18 protein-coding genes are annotated in these 20,135 nt (G+C 70.0%); 10 read left to right on the top strand and 8 right to left on the bottom strand.

The window, feature by feature from the left end; genetic code table 11:
- Positions 1–37: 37 nt before the first annotated feature.
- The 6 genes from AB0M01_RS19105 to AB0M01_RS19080 all read left to right on the top strand — a co-directional run bounded on the left by AB0M01_RS19105 (position 38) and on the right by AB0M01_RS19080 (position 6,997).
- Positions 38–280: a hypothetical protein gene (locus AB0M01_RS19105; protein WP_363671113.1), complete on the top strand. Its 243-nt coding sequence runs from the start codon at positions 38–40 to the stop codon at positions 278–280.
- A gap of 278 nt (positions 281–558) precedes the next feature.
- Positions 559–1,617, top strand: a complete 1,059-nt coding sequence (locus AB0M01_RS19100; RefSeq protein WP_363671111.1) for an NlpC/P60 family protein — start codon at positions 559–561, stop codon at positions 1,615–1,617.
- A gap of 144 nt (positions 1,618–1,761) precedes the next feature.
- Positions 1,762–3,333 (top strand): hypothetical protein, encoded by a 1,572-nt coding sequence (locus AB0M01_RS19095; protein WP_363671109.1) that lies wholly within the window; start codon positions 1,762–1,764, stop codon positions 3,331–3,333.
- Complete coding sequence (locus AB0M01_RS19090) at positions 3,326–4,558, top strand: M48 family metallopeptidase (RefSeq protein ID WP_363671107.1); 1,233 nt, start codon at positions 3,326–3,328, stop codon at positions 4,556–4,558. Before AB0M01_RS19095 ends, AB0M01_RS19090 begins: the two co-directional genes overlap by 8 nt.
- Complete coding sequence (locus AB0M01_RS19085) at positions 4,555–5,661, top strand: glycosyltransferase family 4 protein (protein WP_363671105.1); 1,107 nt, start codon at positions 4,555–4,557, stop codon at positions 5,659–5,661. The genes AB0M01_RS19090 and AB0M01_RS19085 overlap by 4 nt, the downstream gene beginning before the upstream one ends.
- Before the next feature lie 184 nt (positions 5,662–5,845).
- Positions 5,846–6,997 carry an alanine--tRNA ligase-related protein gene (locus tag AB0M01_RS19080; protein ID WP_363671103.1) on the top strand — a complete coding sequence of 384 codons (1,152 nt, stop codon included), beginning with the start codon at positions 5,846–5,848 and terminating at the stop codon, positions 6,995–6,997.
- Here AB0M01_RS19080 and AB0M01_RS19075 read toward each other — a convergent pair.
- From AB0M01_RS19075 to AB0M01_RS19060, 4 genes are read right to left on the bottom strand one after another with little or no spacing between them, the layout of a single operon-like run.
- The gene (locus AB0M01_RS19075; RefSeq protein WP_363671101.1) at positions 6,994–8,379 is read right to left on the bottom strand and encodes a carboxylesterase family protein; all 1,386 of its coding nucleotides are present in this window, start codon (positions 8,377–8,379) and stop codon (positions 6,994–6,996) included. The genes AB0M01_RS19080 and AB0M01_RS19075 overlap by 4 nt on opposite strands.
- 5 nt (positions 8,380–8,384) lie before the next feature.
- On the bottom strand, positions 8,385–9,359 hold the full coding sequence (locus AB0M01_RS19070) for a DMT family transporter (protein WP_363671099.1): 975 nt from the start codon (positions 9,357–9,359) through the stop codon (positions 8,385–8,387).
- A 55-nt stretch (positions 9,360–9,414) separates the two neighbouring features.
- A complete protein-coding gene (locus AB0M01_RS19065) occupies positions 9,415–10,056 on the bottom strand; it encodes a hypothetical protein (RefSeq protein WP_363671097.1) in 642 nt (213 codons plus the stop codon).
- A gap of 9 nt (positions 10,057–10,065) precedes the next feature.
- Positions 10,066–11,043, bottom strand: a complete 978-nt coding sequence (locus tag AB0M01_RS19060) for a DUF5937 family protein (RefSeq protein WP_363671095.1) — start codon at positions 11,041–11,043, stop codon at positions 10,066–10,068.
- Between the two features lie 58 nt (positions 11,044–11,101).
- Here AB0M01_RS19060 and AB0M01_RS19055 point away from each other — a divergent pair, with 58 nt between their 5' ends.
- Complete coding sequence (locus AB0M01_RS19055) at positions 11,102–12,340, top strand: MFS transporter (RefSeq protein WP_363671093.1); 1,239 nt, start codon at positions 11,102–11,104, stop codon at positions 12,338–12,340.
- Here AB0M01_RS19055 and AB0M01_RS19050 read toward each other — a convergent pair.
- From AB0M01_RS19050 to AB0M01_RS19035, 4 genes are all read right to left on the bottom strand, one after another.
- Complete coding sequence (locus AB0M01_RS19050; protein ID WP_363671091.1) at positions 12,285–12,818, bottom strand: AAA family ATPase; 534 nt, start codon at positions 12,816–12,818, stop codon at positions 12,285–12,287. The genes AB0M01_RS19055 and AB0M01_RS19050 overlap by 56 nt on opposite strands.
- A 14-nt stretch (positions 12,819–12,832) precedes the next feature.
- Entirely contained in the window at positions 12,833–13,483 is a 651-nt protein-coding gene (locus AB0M01_RS19045) for a LysE family translocator (RefSeq protein WP_363671089.1), read from the bottom strand.
- 70 nt (positions 13,484–13,553) lie between these two features.
- Positions 13,554–14,576: a LacI family DNA-binding transcriptional regulator gene (locus AB0M01_RS19040; RefSeq protein WP_363671087.1), complete on the bottom strand. Its 1,023-nt coding sequence runs from the start codon at positions 14,574–14,576 to the stop codon at positions 13,554–13,556.
- A 50-nt stretch (positions 14,577–14,626) separates the two neighbouring features.
- Positions 14,627–16,399, bottom strand: coding sequence for a glycoside hydrolase family 36 protein (locus tag AB0M01_RS19035; protein WP_363671085.1), 1,773 nt, complete (start codon positions 16,397–16,399; stop codon positions 14,627–14,629).
- A gap of 134 nt (positions 16,400–16,533) precedes the next feature.
- Between AB0M01_RS19035 and AB0M01_RS19030 the strand changes: the two genes are divergently transcribed.
- Genes AB0M01_RS19030 through AB0M01_RS19020 form a run of 3 tightly spaced genes read left to right on the top strand, consistent with a single transcriptional unit; the run spans position 16,534 to position 20,134 of the window.
- Positions 16,534–17,811, top strand: coding sequence for a hypothetical protein (locus tag AB0M01_RS19030; protein ID WP_363671083.1), 1,278 nt, complete (start codon positions 16,534–16,536; stop codon positions 17,809–17,811).
- Complete coding sequence (locus AB0M01_RS19025) at positions 17,808–19,070, top strand: extracellular solute-binding protein (protein ID WP_363671081.1); 1,263 nt, start codon at positions 17,808–17,810, stop codon at positions 19,068–19,070. Before AB0M01_RS19030 ends, AB0M01_RS19025 begins: the two co-directional genes overlap by 4 nt.
- Before the next feature lie 8 nt (positions 19,071–19,078).
- Positions 19,079–20,134, top strand: coding sequence for a sugar ABC transporter permease (locus AB0M01_RS19020; protein ID WP_363671079.1), 1,056 nt, complete (start codon positions 19,079–19,081; stop codon positions 20,132–20,134).
- Position 20,135: the final 1 nt, after the last annotated feature.

The following is a 20,135-nucleotide window of genomic DNA, read 5'->3' as shown; positions in this document are numbered from 1 at the left end:
GATGCAAGTCCGGGTGCTTCCCCCTTTGGAGGACGTTGTGCTGATCGACTGCGACGCGTGCGTGATGAGAGGTCCGGGCTGCCAGGACTGCGTGGTCACGGTGGTGCTCGGGCTGACTGCCGAGCGGTCCGCCGAGCTGCGGATCGACGACGACGAGCGTGCGGCGCTCGACGTACTGGCCCAGTCCGGTCTGGTGCCGCCGCTGCGGCTGGTGCATGCCGTCAGCAGCGTCGAACCAAACGCTGCTGGGGAAGGAGAATCGGCCGCGGACGCGGTCTGAGCGCCGGTCCGGTCGCGCCCTGACCGCGACCGGGACGGTCGGCAACCCTTTGCCCGACGTTAATTTTGGATCAAACCCGAGGGGCGAATTGCACCGGTCACGAATCGGTTACTACTGTTACCTCTCGTTGCCTCAGCGTGTCGGTCTTCCGGACCGGCCGGGCAGCACCAGCCGAAGGGTGACCCCCCGGCCGGCGAAGAACCTGCTGCGGTAGGTTCGTCGCTTCGGGCGTCGGGTCGACGGGGACGGCGCGAGCAGAGGAAGGGACCGACCGGGCTGTGTCCATCGGACGCATCAACCGCACCAGGGGTATCGCCCTCGCCGCCATCACCAGCACCGCCGTCGTAGCGGGAGTGCTCTTCGTCCAGGGAGCCGCGGACGCGGACCCCAAGCTGACGCTGGAGCAGGCGAAGGCCCAGGTCGCGACACTGCAGCACAAGGCCGAGCAGGCCGGTGAGTCCGCCAACGATCTGCGTGGGCAGATCAAGGCGTCGACGGACCGGGTCAAGGCGCTGCAGGCCGGTATCAAGAAGCAGCAGACCCAGGTCGACGCGGTGAAGCGGCAGATCGGCTCGCTCGCGGTCGCCGGGTACCAGACCTCCGGGATGACGACGACGGCGCAACTGCTGCTGTCGACGAACCCCGACCAGTTCCTCAGCCAGGCCTCCACCGCCCAGGCGTACGCCGGCCAGCAGAACTCCGCGCTGCGCAAGTTCCAGGCCGCCCAGGGCAAGCTCGCCGACCTGCAGGCCAGCGAGCAGACCGAGCTGGCCGCGCTGCAGGCCGTCCAGGCCCAGCAGGACGGCCTGAAGAAGCAGATCCAGACCAACCTCGACGCCGCCGAGAAGGTGCTCGGCAAGCTCAGCGACGAGGAGCGGTCCCGGATCGAGGCCGAGAACGAGAAGGAAGCCGAGGAGGCCCGCGAGCAGCGGACCAGCCGCAGCGGCCGGATGGACGACGACGAGGACCTGCCGGACGTCCCGGCCAGCGGCCGCGCCGCCGCCGCGGTCGAGTACGCGATGGCCCAGCTCGGCGACCCGTACGTGTGGGGCGCCGACGGCCCGAGCTCGTTCGACTGCTCCGGTCTGACGATGGCGGCCTGGGGCCGCGCCGGCGTCTCGCTGTCGCACTCCTCCAAGCAGCAGATCAACGAGGGCCGCCGGGTCAGCAAGAGCCAGCTGCAGCCGGGCGACCTGGTGTTCTTCTACAGCCCGATCAGCCACGTCGGCATGTACATCGGCAACGGCCGGATGGTGCACGCCAGCCGCCCCGGCAAGCCGGTCAAGACCGAGTCCATCAACGTGATGCCGTACAGCGGCGCCGTCCGCCCGGGCTGAGCAGGCGCGGGTTCAGATTCGTGATCACGGCTCCGGGGCCCGCCCCCCGGAGCCGCGTCGTTTCACCACCGGTGTGTTCTCCTGTCGGGGAGGACGCCTAAAGTGACTCCCCGGACTGGGGCAGGTGAGCAGCAAGGGGCCGAGGTGAACGACGACCAGCGCGAGACGACGCCGCTGCCTGCCGTTCCGCCCCGGAAGGCGCCGTCGGACCAGACGACGGTGGTGATCCCGGCTCAGCACGCGGCGCCGCGGCAGAAGAAGCCGGCGATCGGTGGTGGTTGGTGGGACGACGCGCCGGTCGGTGAGGTCAAGACAGAACCAGTTGGTTCTCCTCGCCTGGAGCAGTCGGCACCTGACCAAAATTCTTGGAAGAGCGTCGTCTGGCCCCTCCCGCGTCCTCTCGTCAAGCGGATCGCCCTCGGGGCCGCGGTCGGGGTGGTCGGCGTCGCCGCCTTCGCGGGGATCCGTCAGCTGGCCGACGACCCCGCGAGCACCACTGGTCCGACCGGCACCCCCAATCCCGGCCAGACCTCCACGACCCCCGACGAGGCCTCCGAGGGCGTCCGCCGCGCGGTCGCCGGCGAGGCGGTCCTGCAGAAGATGGCCGACGCCGTCCGCGCCGAGAACCGCTCCGAGTTCCTGGCCACGATCGACCCGCAGGCCAAGTCCTTCGACGAGCAGGCCCGGACGATCTACAACAACCTCGGCAAGCTCCCGCTGGCGACCTTCCAGCTGCGCTACGTCAGCGACGACCCGGCCGCCCTCGAGCCGGACCGCACCCGCGCCCTCGGCGGCACGCAGTCCTGGCTGGCCCAGGTCGAGGTCTCCTGGCAGCTCACCGGGTACGACGCGAAGCCGGCCCGCGAGATGCTCCCGGTCACCTTCGTCACCCGCGACGGTACGACGTACGCCGCGTCCTTCTCGGAGCGCTTCGTGGCCGGTCAGCGCCGCCCGATCTGGGCGCTGGGCAGCATCGACGTCGCCAAGAGCGAGCACAGCCTGGTGATCAGCCTGGACTCACAGGCCAACGCCGACGACTACGCCGAGGTCACCGACCGCGCGGTCGACTCGGTCAGCAAGGTCTGGGGCCGGAACTGGCGGCAGAAGGCGGTCATCTACCTGCCGTCGAAGCAATCCCAGATGGAGAACGTGCTCGGCGCCCAGCAGGGCACCTACACCCAGATCGCGGCGGTCACGATGGCCGAGCTGGACACCCCGCAGGTCGGGGCCCCGGTCCGGATCGTGGCCAACCCGAAACTGTTCGACGAGCTCGGCAAGCAGGGCCGGCGGATCGTGCTCACCCACGAGACCACCCACGTCGCCTCGACCGCCACCGCCTCGCCGGTACCGTTGTGGTTGGCCGAAGGGTTCGCCGACTACGTCGCCTTCACCGCTGTCTCCGTCCAGGACGAGTCCGCGGCGAAGGAGCTGTTCAAGGCGATCCGGGCGGGCAAGGTCCCGAAGGCGCTGCCGGCGCCGGAGGCCTTCGCCGCGTCGTCGACGGAGCTCCCGCAGGCCTACGAGTCGGGCTGGCTGGCGTGCCGCCTGATCGCCGAGCGGGAAGGACAGAGCAAGTTGGTCAAGTTCTACCGGACCGTGCACGCGTCGAAGAGCCCGACCGGGCTGGCCGACGCGTTCCGCACCGTGCTGGGCACCACCGAGCAGCAGTTCGTCGCCGACTGGCAGAACTACATCAAGCGGCTCGCCGGTGTCTGACCGGCGCGCTCCCTGGATCGCCGGTCTCCTGGTTGCCGCCGCGCTGGTCGTGGTGATCGTCACCACCACGCCGTGGCACCTGATCGACCTGCCGAAGCCCGACGCGGCGCTCGACTTCACCAGCGCCGAGATCGACCGCCAGCAGGCGTTCCGCCACGCCTTGTTGCCGTGGTCAACGACTTCGTGGGTGCTGTCGGTGCTCGTCCCGCTCGCGATCGGCTTCAGCCCGCTCGGCCGCCGCCTGTACGACGTACTGCGCATCCGCCGCTGGTGGCTCGCCGTACCGGCGCTGGTCGCGGGGCTCGGGCTGATCACCTCGCTGGTCACGCTCCCGACCGACGCGCTGGCCGAGCAGGTCACCCGCGACTACGGCCTGTCCACCGAGAGCTGGGGCCTGTGGCTACGCGACCGCGCGGTGAACTGGCTGCTGATGTCGCTCGCGCTGGTCGCGATCGCGCTCGGGCTGATCGCGTTGGCGAAGAAGTGGCGGACCTGGTGGTGGGCGCCCGCGGCGATCGCCGGAGCGGTGCTTGTGCTCGGGGTCTCGTTCGCGTACCCGGTGCTGGTCGAGCCGCGGTTCAACGACTTCACCTCGATGGCGCCGGGCGCGCAGCGCGACGCGTTCATGCAGCTGGCGCGTGAGGACGGCGTACCGGTTCGCGATGTGCTCGTTGCTGATGCCTCGAAGCGGACGACGGCGCTGAACGCGTACGTGTCAGGTTTCGGGTCGACGCGGCGGCTGGTCGTGTACGACACGCTGCTGAAGGACGCGACGCCGGCGCAGGTCCGGCTGGTGGTCGCGCACGAGCTCGGCCACGCGGCAGAGGACGACGTGCTGCACGGGACGCTGATCGGGACGCTCGGGGCTGCGTTCGCGGTGGTGCTGCTCAAGCTCCTGCTCGGTGAGCGGATGGCCGATCCGCGGCGTACGGCTGCGTTGCTGGCGTTGGTCGTCGCCGGTACGACGCTCGCGGCGCCGGTGCAGAACTTGGTCAGCCGGCGGATCGAGGCACGTGCTGACTTCCACTCGCTGCGGCTGACGAATGATCCGAAGGATTTCGTCGAGATGCAGCACGCGCTGTCGGTGACGAACATCTCGGGCCTCGAGCCGAGCCGCTGGCGGTACTGGATGTTCGCGAGCCATCCGACGCCGCCGGAGCGGATCGCGATGGGGCGCGCGTGGGGGAGCGAGCACGGGGATCCTGTGCCGCCGTTGGTCAAATGACCACTCTGGTCGTCACCAACGACTTTCCGCCGCGCCAGGGCGGGATCGAGACGTTCGTGCGGTCCCTTTGCGACGAGCTCGACGACTTGGTCGTCTACACGTCGCACACACCTGGCGACACGACGTACGACCGCACGCTGTCCTTCCCGGTCGTCCGCGACCGCACGAAGATGCTGCTCCCGACGCCCCGAGTCACCCGCCGAGCGATCCAGCTGATGCGCGAGTACGACGCCGACCGCGTCCTCTTCGGCGCCGCCGCCCCGCTCGGCCTGATGTCCCAGCAGCTCCGCGCCGCCGGCGCCCGCAGGATCGTTGCCATGAGCCACGGTCACGAAACCTGGTGGGCGAGCCTGCCGGCGACCCGCCAGGCCCTGCGCAGGATCGGCGACACCGCCGACGTCGTCACCACGGTCTCGGCGTGGTGCGAGGAGCTCATCGCCCGCGCGCTGTCGCCGAAAGCAACCATCGAGAGACTCACTCCAGGTGTTGATCCGGCTCGTTTCTTCCCGGGGTGTGGGGGAGAGCAGGTACGCAAGAGCCTCCGACTCGACGAGCGACCGGTCGTCGCCTGCGTCTCCCGGCTGATCGCCCGCAAAGGCCAGGACACGCTGATCCGAGCCTGGCCGCGGGTGCTGGCCGACGTACCGGATGCTGTGCTGCTGCTCGTCGGCGGCGGCCCGGAGCGCGAGCGCCTGGAAGCCCTGGCCGAACCGCTCGGCGATGCCGTGCACTTCACCGGATCCGTGCCCTGGCAGGACATCCCGCCGTACGTCGACGCCGCGGACGTCTTCGCGATGCCGACCCGGACGCGCCGCTTCGGCCTCGAACCCGAAGCCCTCGGCATCGTCACGCTGGAGGCCTCCGCCACGGGCAAGCCGGTGGTGATCGGCGACTCCGGCGGTACGGCGGACACCGTCCGGCACGGCGAGACCGGCTACCTGGTCGACCCGTACAACCCCGTCGCGACCGCGGTCCGCCTGGTCGAGCTGCTCACCGATCGGGGCCGCGCGCAAGCATTCGGTCGCGCCGGCCGGGAGTGGGTCGAGAGCGAGTGGACCTGGGCCAAGTCCGGAGCGAAGCTCCGGGGCCTGCTCGACGTCTGAGCAAATGTGTGTACTCTGGGTCCATGCATCAGATGTCCCGCCTCGCCGCAGCCGTACGAGCTCTCCGCTCTCCGGCTGCCGCTGCCTGACATCTTCTTCCAGAACCGGCGACCGGAAACGGTCCGCCGGTTCTTGCGTCTCCGAGGCCAGCATCGTTTCCGGTCCACACCCCAAAGGACCTGAAATGACGATCACCAAGACCTTCCTCGACTTCTTCACCGAGCACGACCACATCCCGACCACGGGCTCCTCGCTGATCCCGCGCCCGGGCGACCCGGTGCTGTTCACGACCTCCGGCATGCACCCGCTCACGCCGTACCTGGAAGGTGATCCACATCCGCTGGGCCGGCGCCTGGTCGGCGTGCAGCGATGTCTGCGCACGACCGACCTCGACGAGGTGGGCGACCCGACCCACCTGACCGTGTTCGAGATGCTGGGCTCCTGGTCGCTCGGCGACTACGGCAGCGAGCAGACCCTGCGCTGGGGCTACGAGCTGCTCACCGAGCGCTTCGGCATCGACCCGAGCCAGCTGTACGTCACCGTGTTCGGCGGCGACGAGCAGGTCGAGCTGGACCAGGAGTCGCTGCGCACCTGGCAGTCGCTGGGTCTGCCGATCGAGCTGACCAGTGACGAGAACTGGTGGTCGAACGGCTCGACCGGTCCGTGCGGCCCGGACTCGGAGATCTTCGTCTGGACCGGCGAGGGTTCACCCGAGGGCACCCCGACCACCGACGACCGCTGGGTCGAGGTGTGGAACCACGTGATGATGCGCTACCGCCGGCTCGACGACGGCTCGCTGGAGCCGCTGGAGCAGCGCAACATCGACACCGGGCTCGGGCTGGAGCGGCTGACCATGCTGCTCGAGGGCAAGAAGTCGGTCTACGAGACCAGCCTGTTCGAGCCCTGGATGCAGACCGTGCCGAAGCTGTGGAAGCTCGGCGAGACCGACGAGCGGATCGTCATCGACCACCTCCGGTCGAGCATCGTGATCGTCGGCGACGGCGTGCACCCGTCGAACACCGGCCGCGGTTACGTGCTGCGCCGGCTCATCCGCCGGGTGCTGACGATCCTGTGGCGCGACGACGAGTCACGGTCGCTGGCGGACCTGCCGATCGAGCTGTTCCAGCAGACCCTGGACCACTTCCACCAGGGCGAGCTGGTCACGCTGGTGCGCCGGATCATGATCGACGAGGAGATCCGGTTCACCAACCTGCTCGACCGCGGCCGCCGCATCCTCAGCCACGACCGCTTCCGCAAGCCGCTCGACGAGAGCGACTTCGAGTACCTGCACGAGACCCACGGCCTGCCCCGCGAGCTCGTGGACTCTCTGCTCTAGAAGACCTGGACAGCCCGGGTGGTCGGCTCGTACGGCGACCAGCCCGGGCTCCCGGTCTTCGCGAAGCTCACCCAGGCGGCGTGCATCCGGTCCGCCAGCTCCTGCGGCGGCTCCGACCCGTAGAGCGGGGAGGTGGCGGTCGCCAGGGTGTCGAACACGAACGGCAGCTCCAGCGCGTGGCAGGAGCGCAGCCCCTCCAGCGGCGACTCCCAGCCGAACTCATACACGTACGCCGTACCGCCAGCCGCCTGCTGCGCCTCAGCAAGCCGCACTGTCGGCTGCGCGATCGCCCGGTCGCTGCTGATCGCGGTGAAGATCTCGCCAGGCGTCCCGGTGTACTCCGACGCCAGCGCCGGGTCCAGCCCAGCCCGAGCGAGCAGCACAGGCAGGGCCTCAGCAGTGATCCCAGCAGCGATTCCAGTCGGCACGGTGAACAGGTTGAACTCGTGCCGCGTAGCGCCAGCCATCACCTCCACACCCGCCGCAGCACCAGCAGCGATTGCTGCCAGCGGCTGCTGGTGGACCAGCTCCCCGTCGATCGCCGGGAACAGCGGCATGATGCCGCCACCCGCCTGCACCGTCGTCACACCCCACCGGGCCGGGTCGGGCGCAGCACGGAGCTCAGCCGACACCTGTTGCTGCACAGCGATCAGCTCGGCGGTAGAGACGGAGGCCAGCCCAGCAGCAGTAGCCGGTACGCCGAGCCGCTTGGCCACCTCAGCCGTCACCAGCGCGAGGTCGCTGTCCAGCGCCACCGCCTCAGCCGACCCGCTCTGCACGATCGCCCGCTGGAACAGCCCCTGCGCCGCGGGCATCGCGAGCAGCGTCGCGACGCTCATCCCGCCGGCCGACTGCCCGAAGATCGTCACCTGCTCCGGATCGCCGCCGAACGCGGCGATGTTGTCGCGCACCCAGCGCAGCGCCGCGAGCTGGTCGAGCAGCCCGCGGTTGCTCGGTGCGTCGGGCACGACGCCGAAGCCCTGCACGCCGAGCCGATAGTTGATGCCGACCAGCACGACCCCGTCGCGCGCGAACGCGCTCCCGTCGTACGCCGGGATGCTGTTCGACCCGTTGCGGAACGCGCCGCCGTGGATCCAGACCATCACCGGCCGCCCCTCGCCGCCGGGCGTCCACACGTTCAGGTTGAGGGTCTCGTCGCCGTCGCTGAGTGGGTTCGCCAGCAGCACGTCGAAGGGCGGGTCGTACGGCGGTTGCGGCGCGGTCGGCCCGAACGCGGTCGCGTCCCGGACGCCGTCCCAGGCGACGACCGGTTGCGGCGCTTCGTAGCCGACCGGCGTACCGGCGTACGGGATGCCGAGGTACGCGGTCACTCCGCCGGTCGTGACGCCCCGAATCGGTCCACCCTCAACAGTCAGCTCCATGCGGCCTATCCTCGCACCGACTCCGGGACCTCCTCGGTGACCGGCAGTTCGAGTGGCGCGACCTTGCCGACCGACGACTGGGCGACGAACGCGCCGAGCAGCACGATCGCGCCGCCGATGATCTGGTTGGTGGTCAGCGTCTCGTTGAGCAGGATCCACGCGAACAGCGTCGCCGCGACCACCTCGACGTACGCGACCGCGCCGCCGATCGCCGCCGAGAGCCGCTGGACCGCGGCCGCGCCGGCCAGGTAGGCGACCACGGTGCTGACCACGATCAGCCAGGCCGCGAACACCCAGCCGGGCGCCGACCGCTCGCCGATCGCGATCGTGTCGGTCAGCGCGTTCCACGGGATGCCCCAGGGCGCCGCGATCGCGGTCAGCAGGATCGCGCCGACCACGCTGCCCGCGGCCGTCATCACCAGCGGGTCGGCGACGCCGGTCAGCTTGTCGATCAGGATGAAGTACGTCGCCTGGCACGCGGCCGCGCCGAGCCCGGCGAGCAGACCGACCAGGTCGAGCTGGACGCCGGACCAGATCTCGACCACGGTCGCGAGGCCGACCAGCGCGATCCCGACGCCGAGCGCGGCCGACTTCGGTACGGCGACCTTGCGGCCGAACTTGAGCCAGGCGACGACCAGCACCGGCCCGGAGAACTCGAGCAGGATCGCGACGCCGACCGGCAGCCGGCTGGCGGCGATGAAGAAGAGCGTCTGGCAGCCGGCGATGCCGGTCAGGCCGTACAGGACCAGCTGCGGCCAGGAGGCGCGCGCCGCACGCAGCCCGGCCGCGCCGCGGAAGATCAGCACCAGCGGGACGAGCAGCGCGGCGGCGCCCAGGATCCGCAGCCAGGCGGCCTGCTGCGGGGACATCCCGGCGCCGATCAGCGCCTTCGCGAACGGTCCGGAGCCGCCGAAGGTGACCGCGGAGAAGAGCGCGAACCCGAGCCCGATCGACTTCGTCCGGGCAGCATCCTGTGTCATGGGCGTAATGCTGGCACACCCATTACAGGCGCGTCGAGAGTGTTTCAGTTCGTGGTCAGAGCACGTTGACCGCGCGGGCCGCGACCACCGCGATGGTCAGCAGTGAGATCGCCGACTGAACCGTCATCAGGGCCTTCACCCGGGCCGACAGCGGCATCGTGTCGGTCGGGCTGAACGCGGTCGCGGCGGTGAACGCCACGAACAGGTAGTCGGTGAACCCCGGCAGCCACTTCTCCCAACCGGGGATGTCCGCGGTCATCTGCGGGAACAACAGGTCGGCGCGTTCGGTCTCGTGCTCGTGCTCGGGCGCCCGCGCGAACGGACCGCCGCGGTCGACCTCCCAGTACCAGACCGCGAACGCGACGACGTTCGTCACCCAGATCAGCAGCGCGGCCTTGACCAGCACCATGCCGTTGTTCGCGTCACCGGAGGTCAGGTACGCGATCAGACCGGCCAGGTAGATCCCGTTGATCACCACGATCACCGCCAGCAGGACCAGCTCCACCCAGCGCAGCCAGGGCTCGTCCCGGTGCAGGTGGAACGGGTTCGCCCACACCAGTGGCACCAGCAGCGCAGCACCGAGTGCTGGCAGCAGCCAGCGCGGCATCGGCAGCACCTCGGCCGGCACCGTCAGCTGCAGGCCAAGCACGACCAGCACCGCCAGTGAGGCCGGCCACCTCCGCATGTGCTTCTTCATGCCGTCTTTCTATCCGACAGAGGCGTCGACTACCGCCTGTCCCACGTCGGTGCGTCGGTAGTGGACCTGGTGACCAGTACGGCGGCGCGTCACCAGGCCGGCGGCGTACAGGGCCTTCAGGTGCTCGGCGACGGTCGCCAGAGCCAGCCCGTACTGCGCTGCGAGGGCACTGGTCGTTGCTGGTGGGTCCAGCGCTGTGAGCAGGGTTGCTCTCGTTCTGCCGAGAAGAGTGGCCAGGGGGTCGGGTGCTGCGGGTGCGTCGTCCCAGAGGCGGGCTGCGCCGCGTGCTGGGTAGACGAGCGTCGGCTGGTAGCCGGGGGCAACGATGGCGACCAGGTACGGCCAGGCGAACGCACCGGGGACCAGGAGGAGGCCCTCGCCGGACAGCTCGTGGTCGGGCTCGCGGTAGCGAGAGGCGATCAGGCTGTCGTCGTTCCAGGACAGCGTCGGGTGCAGGTCGTCGAAGAGCTTCGCCAGTCCGCCGCTGGTGAGCTGCTCGCCGCGGTGCGCGATGTCGTCGTCAAGCACGCGGCTGATCGTGGGCCAGTCGGGCTCGATCAGCGTCGTCCAGGCGTTCTCGATCTGGTCGGCGAAGCGCTCGCGGGCTCCGGCCGGGTCGGTCAGCATCCGGTCGATCGCGGGGGCCGCGGGGTTGTTCAGCTCGTCCCGGGACCTGGTCAGCTCGGCCCGTACGACGTCGAGCGGCGTCGCCCGGACACGCGCGATCTCGGTCGCGAAGCGGGCGCGCGAGGCCTTCGGCGGGGGAGTCAGGAAGTCGGGGGTGAAGCCGGTGCGCGGTTGCACCGCGCGCAGCATCCGCAGGTCGAGCCGCTTGGCCGCTTCGGCCTTGGCGGCGACCCAGGGGGAGTAGAGCGGGCGGTGCTTGCTCCCGTTCAGAACGCGGACCGCGGAGACGGTCTCCCAGAGCGGCGAGACGCCGAAGCGGCAGCGCAGGGCGTCGGCCCGGGTGAAGCGCAGGACAGTCATCTTTCGGTCACTCCCGAAAGTCTAGTCGCCGGTCGGCGTCGCCGGGCACGCTCGGCCCGTGACCTCCCAGGCCGATCCACCACGCGCTGCCCGCCCCGCGGGCGGCTACCTCGCCGTACTCCGCATCCCCGGCCTGCGGGCCGTCTTCACCGCGCACGCCGTCTCGATGGTCGGCACCGTCGCCGCCCAGGTCGCGCTCTCCATCCTCGTCTTCGACCGCACCGGCTCCCCGCTGCTCTCGGCGCTCGTCCTCGTCTGCTCGTTCCTCCCGTACGCCCTCGGTGGCACGATCCTCTCCTCGATCGCCGACCGCTTCCCAGCCCGCCCGCTCCTCGTTGCCTGCGACCTGCTCAGCGCGCTCTGCATCGGCGCGATGCTCATCCCCGGCCTCCCCGTCGCCGCTCTGCTCGGCCTGCTGCTGCTCACCGGCCTGATCGCCCCGATCTTCGCCGGCGCCCGCTCAGCCAGCCTCACCCAACTCCTCCCGGCCGACCTCTTCCCGACCGGCCGATCCCTGCTCCGAACCATCAGCCAGACCACGGTCCTCACCGGCTTCGCCCTCGGCGCGATCGCCGTCGCCGCAGTCGGCCCGACCTGGCTGCTCGCCCTCGACGTCGCGACCTTCGCCCTCTCCGCCGCCCTGATCCGCTTCGGCACCCCGTCGACTCCAGCCCCCGGCGCCCGCGGCGGCAACACAATCCAGGCGTCCCGCGAAGGCCTCCGCTACCTCTTCACCACCCCGAAGGTCCGCACCCTGCTGCTCCTCACCTGGGCAGCCCCCGCGTTCTCCGCCGTCCCCGACGGCCTGGCCGTCGCGTACGCCGCCCAGACGGGCGCGGCCGCCTCAGCCGCCGGCGCCCTGTTCACCGGCTACGCCGCCGGTACCGTCCTCGGCGAGCTCGCCGCCACCCGCCTCACCCCGCAGACGCGCCGCAAGCTCCTCATCCCGTTGCTCCTGGCAACACAACTCCCCGCGATCGCCTTCGCCCTCACCCCGTCGGTCGCGCTGGCCGCCGTCCTCCTCGCCGTCTCCGGCAGCGGCCACGCCTTCAACCAGGCCGTCGACCCACTGATCCTGGAAGCGGCGGACCCGGCGTACCGAGGTCGCCTCTTCACCGTCCAGACCAGCGGCCTGATGACCGTCCAGGGCGTCACGATCGCCCTCGCAGGCGTGATCGGAACCTTCGTCGCCCCCAACGTCACCATCGCCTGCGCCGGTGTCCTCGGCACAGCGGTCGTCCTCACCCTGGCCCGAAAGACAAGAACCGCCGAACCTCCCGCCGCGCCCGCAGCCTGATCACCCGCGCGACCGCCGGGTCCCCGCTGAGCCGCTCGTACTCCCGCTTGGTCGGCGCGTACGTCCGCCAGGCCCACAACACGATCGACCGCGCCGGATCCCGACTCAGCTGATCCCGCAACGGCCGCTCACGATTCCCGTTCCACAACTCGACCCCGCTCAGTGTCCGCCGTACGGTCCGCAGCACCAGTTGCCACATCACCACGGCACGCGGCAGATCCAGCCAGACCACCATATCGGCGGCCGTCCAGGTGATCTCCCGGACCCGCGCCGAGTAGTTGCCGTCGACAACCCATCCGTCCGCCGCCGTCGCCACCGCGACCCGCGCCTCGAACTCGTCCTCGGGCAGCTTCGTCCACCCGGCCTGCCAGAACAGCGCATCCAGCTCGACATGCGGTACGCCGAGCCGCGCGCTCAACGCGCGAGCCACGGTCGACTTGCCCGAGCCTGCCACACCGATCACCACCACTCGACGCACAGACCCCATCTCGATCAGGGCGCAGCGACCGGCTGGGCCCGATCCGTCGCGAGCTTCACCGCGAAGACTGCGAGCGCCGTACCGGTGACGTACCGGTGGATCCGTGCCCACAGCGGCTTGCGGCTGAAGAACACCGCGACCGACCCGGCGGTGATCACGAAGATCGCGTTCACGCCGACGCCGACCGCGGTCTGCGTGAGGCCGAGGATCAGGCTCTGTGCGCCGACGTGGCCCTGCGACGGGTCGACGAACTGCGGGAGCAGCGAGATGTAGAGGATCGCGATCTTCGGGTTCAGCAGGCAGGTCAGCAGGCCCATGCCGAAGAGCTTGCGCGGTCGATCAGGCTCCAGAGCGTCCGGCGTGAACGCCGAGCTGCCGCCCGGCCGGAGCGCCTTCCAGGCCAGCCAGAGCAGGTACGCCGCCCCGGCGATCTTCAGCCCGACGTAGATCTCCGGCACCAGCGCGAACACCGTCGCGAGCCCGGCCGCCGCCGCGAGCAGGTAGATCAGGAAGCCGGTCCCGACGCCGGCCAGCGAGATCAGCCCGGCGCGCCGCCCCTGCACGACCGAGCGCGAGACCAGGTAGATCATGTTCGGCCCGGGCATCACCACCAGCCCGAGCTCGATCAGTGCGATCCCGATCAGTGCTTCCGTGCTGACGATCATCGTCCGTCCCTCCGCTGGTCAGTGCCTCGGCGAAACTAACAGGCGCGAGGCTCCCCGGCGTACGGATTTTCTAGGCGCTGGCGCGCACGACCAGGGGAGCGGTCACCAGGCACCCAGGCTGATCGGCCTCGTTCGCGATCTCGCGCAGCGCCCGCGCGAACAGGCTGTTCGCGATGTCCCGCAACGGAATTCGCGCCGTCGTCAACGGGGTGTCGAGCATGCTCGCGAACGGGAAGTCGTTGAAACCCGTGACCGCGACGTCCTCGCCGACCTTCACCCCGAGCCGCTGCAACGCCCGGATCGCCACCACCGCGAACGCGTCGTTGTCCGCCACGAACACATCCGGCCGATCCGCACCCGACATCGCCGCAGCGACATAAGCACCGACCGCGTCGAGGTCGTCAAACGACTCCGTCGCGTACGGCGTCTCGAACAGCTGCCGGAACCCCTCCTCGCGCTGATGCACCCAAGGGAGCTCACTCTTCGTCCCCAGGTACGCCGCCCGCGACCGCCCGGCCGCGCGCAGGTGCCGCCCGATCGCCGCCATCGACTCGACGTTGTCCACATCGACCCAGCACTGCCGCTGCCCCGCGCCGGTCCGCCCGAACGCGACGAACGGGAAACCCTTCGTGGACAGGAACTCGATCCGCGGATCGTGCGGCATCGTCTCCAGCACCACGATCGCGTCCACCTGACGCGCCGCGATCAGCTGCTCGTACAGGGCGATCTCGGTCTTGCCCTCGGTCGGCGTCGTCACGTGGACGCCGTACCCGTCGACCGCGGCCGCCTTGACCAGCCCGCCGAGCAGCCCGTGCAGGAATCCACCGAGCCCCGGGTTCTGCTCGTCGACCGCGTCGTCGAGGTAGAGCGGCAGCCCGATCACCTGGCTGCGGCCGGACGACAGCGCGCGGGCGGCGTGGTTCGGCGTGTAGCCGAGCTCGGCGATCGCGGCCTGCACCGCGGCGACCGTCTGCTCGCTGACCCGGTGCGGCGCGTTCACCACGTTGGACACCGTCATCGCCGACACCCCGGCCCTCCGGGCCACGTCGGCCACGGTCGTCCGGCGGTTCGCGGTCTTCCGCTCGGTCGCCATCAAGCCCCCTTCGTCAACTCATCCAACCAGCGTCACCGCCGCGCCGCGCGTCAGGCCGTGGCGGCGCGTTCGATCCGCGCCACCCCACCGACCGGTACGTCGAGCGCCCACAGCCCCCGCGGAGGTGCGCACGTCCCGCGCCGCACCTCGCGGCCGGAACAGTCAGACACTACGACCTCGACCGGCCCGTCACCGGCACCGTCGAGCAGCACGGCCGGCTCGTTCCCGCCGTTCACCAGCACCAGTACGTCGGTCGGCGCCGCCAGCCGCACGACCGGGTTCGAGTACACCGCGACGATCGTCTCTTCCGCGGTGATCGCCGCGACCTGCGTGTACCGCGCGTCCGGCCGTACGGGCACCAGTTCGCCCTGCAGCAACGTCGCCGCGTGATCCCGGAAGAAGCCCAGCCAGTACCGCACCACGCGGTCGTGCTCGTCGGACAACGCGTCGAGCTCCATCGAAACCTGCGGCGAGCTGAACAGCACCCCGATGAACTGCTCGGCGACGGCCTCCGCCGAAGCATCCGGGTGCCACATCAGCATGTCCGAGTGCACGGCCCGATCGCCTGCCAGCAAGCGCGCGTCGACCGTCCGCACCCGGTTCTCGACCGCGTCGAGCGCGCAGTCGCCGGCGCGCAGGAACGTCCCGTACTGCCACAGCCGCGGGTTCACGTAGTCCTGCCGGAACTCGATCAGCAGGTCCGGCCGCAACCGCTGCAGCTCGTCGCGCACCGCGGCGAAGAACAGCTCGACACCTTCGTCGACGGTCGCGCAGTCGCCGTCCGGCGCCGGCGGCGGGTTCTTCCAGGCCCAGCTGTCGATGAAGTCGATCTTCAGCCCGTCCACACCCCAGTCGCGGACCGGCCGCACGCAGCACTCGACCAGGTGCTCGCGGACGTCGGCGTACCGGGGATCGAGCGCGACCGTCGTCTGCTCCGCGTCGAGGAACCCGAGCGCCTTGTCGCTGAACCGGTCCCAGGCCTTCGAGTGCCGGCCCATCAGCGGCGGCGCGATCCACAGCACGTAGTCGACGCCGAGCGCGTGCACGCGCCGGACGTGGTCGGCCATGTCGGGGAAGGAACTGCTGGTCGGCTCCCAGTCGCCGCAGTACGCGTACCCGCGCTGGGTGTTGTCGGTCTGCCAGCCGTCGTCGACGATCACCGCACTGCACCCGTACTGCGCGCCGGTGCGCGCGTGCCGCTCGACCGACTCCTGCGACACGTGCTGGTGGTCGGAGTACCAGGTCGAGTACATCGCGGTCCGGGCGACGTCGGGTACGGGCGTGATCCGGTCGCCGAGCTCGGCCGTCCAGGCGTCGGTGACGCCGCGCAGCGCGGCCGCGAAGTGCAGCGCGCGCAGGTCGACCCGGACGGTCAGCCGGTGCTCGCCGTCGATCTGGTCGACGTCGTCGACCACGAGCTCGACCAGCTGCTCGGCCGTCTCCTCGTTCACGCCGACGGCGAAGTCGCAGCCGCGCACGCTCGAGGACAGCGACACGACCAGCGGGCTCACGTCGTCGGTGCGCACCAGCGCGGCGACGGGCGCCGACCGGACCGAGCGGACGTCGCGCTGCGAGCCCCAGTCGGTCGGGAGGTTGCGGTGCGACCCCTGGGTCGCCTGCCACAGCGTCGCCGCGCCCTCGACCGGCCAGGTCCAGCGGATGCGGACCGGCTCCACCCGCAGGTCCGCGGCGACGACCTCCACCAGCAGGACCCCGTCGGCATCGAGCTCCCGGACCGTGGCCGCCCCGGAGACCGTGGCGGTCCGGACCACCGAACCGTCGGGGGAGCGCACCTCGAACGAGGCCTGGGGCGGGACGGACATCGGCGGCTCCTGTCGTCGTCAGCAACTCTCGACCATCGACTATAGCGGTAAAATCGAAGCGTTCCCACGTATTGACGAATATCTGATCCGTGCTAATTTTACCGCTAAACACGGATTCGTCGAAGGGTGTCGCGATGCCGGAGCTGACCGTCACGTCGGACAGCGCGTACGTCGAGAACGCGTTCGCCTGGGCCCGCGACCAGGCGCTGGCCTGGGTGACCACGGACGTTGCTCAGGGCAACCTCTCGTCGTACTGGGCCGGCTACCCGTCGCGCCCGATGTTCTACTCCCGCGACGTCTGCCACCAGGCCGGCGGCGCGCACCTGCTCGGCCTGGACGCCGAGAACTTCGCGATGCTGCGCCACTTCGCCGCCTCCGCCACCGCGGTGCGCAAGTGGTACCCGGTCTGGGCGTTCCACTTCGACGGCGCGGTCGCCGCTCTCGACTACCGCGGCGACGACGACTTCGTGCGGGAGATCCCCGCCGTCTTCGACCTGACCTGGCGGGCGCTGGAGCAGTACGACTGGACCGGCGACCGGCGCTGGCTCGACGACCCCGACCTCGCGGCGTACTACCTGCGCTCGGTCGACGACTTCGTCGCGCTGCACGACCACGACGGCGACGGCGTCCCGGAGGCGCCCGGGACCGGTGACATCTTCGCCGGCTCCGCGACGTACAACGAGCAGGACGCCGACCACCCGCTGATCGTCGCGGCGGACGGCATCGGCCTCCAGTACGCCGCACTGACCGCGCTCGCCAAGCACCACGGACCGGCGTACGGCGAACGCGCGAACAAGCTCCAGCAGGAGTTCCTGTCGACCTGGTGGGACGCCGGGCAAGGCCGCTTCGCCCGCGGGCGAACCGCGGACCACGGCCTCGACTTCGGCTGGGGACTGGAGTCGAGCTGGATCGCGCCGATGACCGGCCTGACCGGCGACGGTGTCCGCAACGAACAGTTCCTGGACTTCGTCGAGCAGCAGCTCGAGCTGTCCCCGCCGAAGAACATCGAGGCGTTCAGCTACCTGCCCGAGGTGTTCTTCCGGCACGGTCGCGACGAGTCGGCGTGGCGCTGGATCCGGCACCTGATCGACAGCCGCGACGACTACCCCGAGGTCTCGTTCACCGTGGTGCACCACCTGGTCGCGGGGCTGCTCGGCCTGCGGCCGGACGCCGCCGCGGCCGCACTGTCCATCGACTCCCACCTGCCGGCCGACATCGGCCGGCTGACCGCCGACCACGTCCGGGTCGGCGACTGGGACTTGCGCATCGCCCAAGAAGGACGGCACACGACAGAGGTCACCCTGCACAGCGGACCGGGGCCGCTCACGGTGACCGTCGGATCGGCCGGCCACCACACCATCGAGCCCGGCGGCACCGTCCGGGTGACCACTCAGACGAAGGACCCCTCATGACACTTCGCAACCGCCTGCTCCCGGTCGGAGCCGGACTCGCCGCGCTGCTGCTCGCCGCCGGGTGCGCGACCGGCAGCCAGCCCGCCGCCAACAACGGTGCCGCCGACGAGAACGGTGACATCACCTTCTCGTTCTGGGGCACCAACTCCGAGGCCGCCTCGCTGAAGGCGATCGCCGCCGCGTTCGAGCAGGCCAACCCGGGCACCAAGGTCACCACGAACTGGATCCAGGCCGACTACGAGCAGAAGCTGCAGACCTCGATCGCGGCCGGCACGCAGTCGACGGTGATCGAGATCAGCAACACCAGCCTGGCCGGGTTCGCGCCGAGCTTCGCCGAGCAGCAGGTCGATCCGGGCAAGTTCGTCCAGCCGAACATCTCCGACGCGCTCAAGTTCGAGGGCAAGTACTACGCGACGCCGTTCACCGCCAAGCCGAAGGTGATGGCGGTCAACCTGGACGCGTTCAAGGCCGCCGGACTGCCCGCGCCGAGCCCGACCACGCCGCTCAGCCTCGACGAGTTCAAGACCATCGCGCAGAAGCTGTCCCACGGCGACGGCAAGACCCGCGTCTTCGGGACCAGCAACATGTGGTTCAAGGGCTGGCTGACCGCGGCCGGCGGCGGGTTCTACAACGCCGACGCGACGGCCTGCACGTTCGGCGACAGCCAGGGCGTGGCGACCGCGCAGTACATCGTCGATCTGCAGAAGGAGCGGTCCGCGCCGAACTCGATCGACATCGAGGGCCAGGACCAGGCGCAGTGGTTCGCGGCCGGGCGCCTCGGCACCTTCAGCGACTTCGGGCCGTGGACGGTCGCCGACTTCGCCAAGATCAGCAAGCCGAACTGGACGCTCGTCCCGGTCCCCGGCAAGGGGTTCCCGATGGAGGTCGGCGGCCTCGCGATCGCGAAGAACGCGACCGGCAAGAAGGCCGAGACGGCGAAGAAGTTCGTCGAGTTCGCCAGCACGAACAAGACGGCGCAGGACCAGCTGATCCAGGGCAACACCGCGCTCGGCGTACCGATCATCGCCGAGTCGACGCCGACGCTGGAGAAGGTCCTGCCGGCCGAGCGCAACCTGGCGGCGTTCACGACCGCGCTGAAGACCGGTCTGGTCAGCCCGTCGGTGAAGCGCGAGGGTCAGATCTCCGGTGACGCCGACAAGGGCATCACCAGCTACACCCCGCTGGGCAGCGGCAAGGACGACGTGGCCAAGATCCTGCCCGGTCTGAACGACAAGTGCACCGCGGCCCTGAAGCAGTGAGGTAGACCGTGAACCCGACCATCGGATGGATCCGCCAGCTCGCGGAGTCCTGGGGAGTGCCCGCGGTCCTGGTGCCGCTGGTCCCGTTCCTGGCCCTGCTGATCGTCCTGTACGCCGTGATCGGGCTGGCGGCGTACGGGGCGAAGCGGAAGTGGCCGCGGGCCGACAAGACGATCGCCTTCTGGCTGTTCATCTCGCCCTGGCTGATCGGGTTCCTGATCTTCACCGTCGGCCCGATGCTGTCCTCGATCTTCGTCAGCCTGACCTCGTGGGACCTGATCACGCCGCCGAAATTCGTCGGCCTGGCCAACTACTCCGAGGCCTTCCAGGACCCGCGGGTCGGGCAGGCGATCAAGGTCACCCTCCTGTACGCCGTGATCAGCGTCCCGCTGCAGACCGCGCTCGCGTTCGCGGTGTCGCTGCTGATGAACGTCGACCTGCCGGGGATCCGGCTGTTCCGGACCATCTGGTACCTGCCCAGCCTGGTCTCCGGGGTCGCCCAGATCGTGCTGTTCCTGTGGGTCTTCAACCCGCAGTACGGGCTGGTCAACGACGCGCTCGGCAAGATCGGGATCACCGGACCGGGCTGGTTCAACGACGCGTCCTGGGCGCTGCCGACGGTGATCCTGATGAGCCTGTGGACAGTCGGCGGCGCGATGGTGATCTACCTGGCCGGCCTCAAGGACGTGCCGGTCACGCTGTACGAGGCCGCCGCGCTCGACGGCGCCGGGCGGCTGCGGCTGTTCTGGCACGTCACACTGCCGCAGCTGAGCCCGATCATCCTGTTCAACGTGCTGACCGGGATCATCGGCGCACTGCAGATCTTCACCCAGGGCTTCGTCGTCAACGGCGGCCCGAAGGACTCGCTGCTGTTCTTCGTCTACTACCTGTACGACAACGCGTTCCAGAACTTCCGGATGGGCTACGCGTCCGCGCTGGCCTGGATCCTGTTCGTGATCATCATGGCGCTCACCGCCGTGACACTGCGCGGCAGCGCCTTCGCGATCTACTACGAGACCGAGATGGGCGGGCGGCGCCGCCGTCCGCGCCTGAGGAGGGGCTGAG

This window comes from Kribbella sp. NPDC051770 (genome assembly GCF_040681455.1).
In the GTDB taxonomy this organism is placed as follows: Bacteria; Actinomycetota; Actinomycetes; order Propionibacteriales; family Kribbellaceae; genus Kribbella.
Note: the sequence above shows the minus strand (reverse complement) of the source record. Positions and strands in the feature narration are given on the sequence as shown.

Bases quoted from the DNA above. Each gene is read 5' to 3' on its own strand.
- AB0M01_RS19085 (WP_363671105.1), top strand. From the start codon at position 4,555: ATGACCACTCTGGTCGTCACCAACGACTTTCCGCCGCGCCAGGGCGGG.
- AB0M01_RS19080 (WP_363671103.1), top strand. From the start codon at position 5,846: ATGACGATCACCAAGACCTTCCTCGACTTCTTCACCGAGCACGACCAC.
- AB0M01_RS19075 (WP_363671101.1), bottom strand. From the start codon at position 8,379: ATGGAGCTGACTGTTGAGGGTGGACCGATTCGGGGCGTCACGACCGGC.
- AB0M01_RS19070 (WP_363671099.1), bottom strand. From the start codon at position 9,359: ATGACACAGGATGCTGCCCGGACGAAGTCGATCGGGCTCGGGTTCGCG.
- AB0M01_RS19065 (WP_363671097.1), bottom strand. From the start codon at position 10,056: ATGAAGAAGCACATGCGGAGGTGGCCGGCCTCACTGGCGGTGCTGGTC.
- AB0M01_RS19060 (WP_363671095.1), bottom strand. From the start codon at position 11,043: ATGACTGTCCTGCGCTTCACCCGGGCCGACGCCCTGCGCTGCCGCTTC.
- AB0M01_RS19045 (WP_363671089.1), bottom strand. From the start codon at position 13,483: ATGATCGTCAGCACGGAAGCACTGATCGGGATCGCACTGATCGAGCTC.
- AB0M01_RS19040 (WP_363671087.1), bottom strand. From the start codon at position 14,576: ATGGCGACCGAGCGGAAGACCGCGAACCGCCGGACGACCGTGGCCGAC.
- AB0M01_RS19035 (WP_363671085.1), bottom strand. From the start codon at position 16,399: ATGTCCGTCCCGCCCCAGGCCTCGTTCGAGGTGCGCTCCCCCGACGGT.
- AB0M01_RS19030 (WP_363671083.1), top strand. From the start codon at position 16,534: ATGCCGGAGCTGACCGTCACGTCGGACAGCGCGTACGTCGAGAACGCG.
- AB0M01_RS19025 (WP_363671081.1), top strand. From the start codon at position 17,808: ATGACACTTCGCAACCGCCTGCTCCCGGTCGGAGCCGGACTCGCCGCG.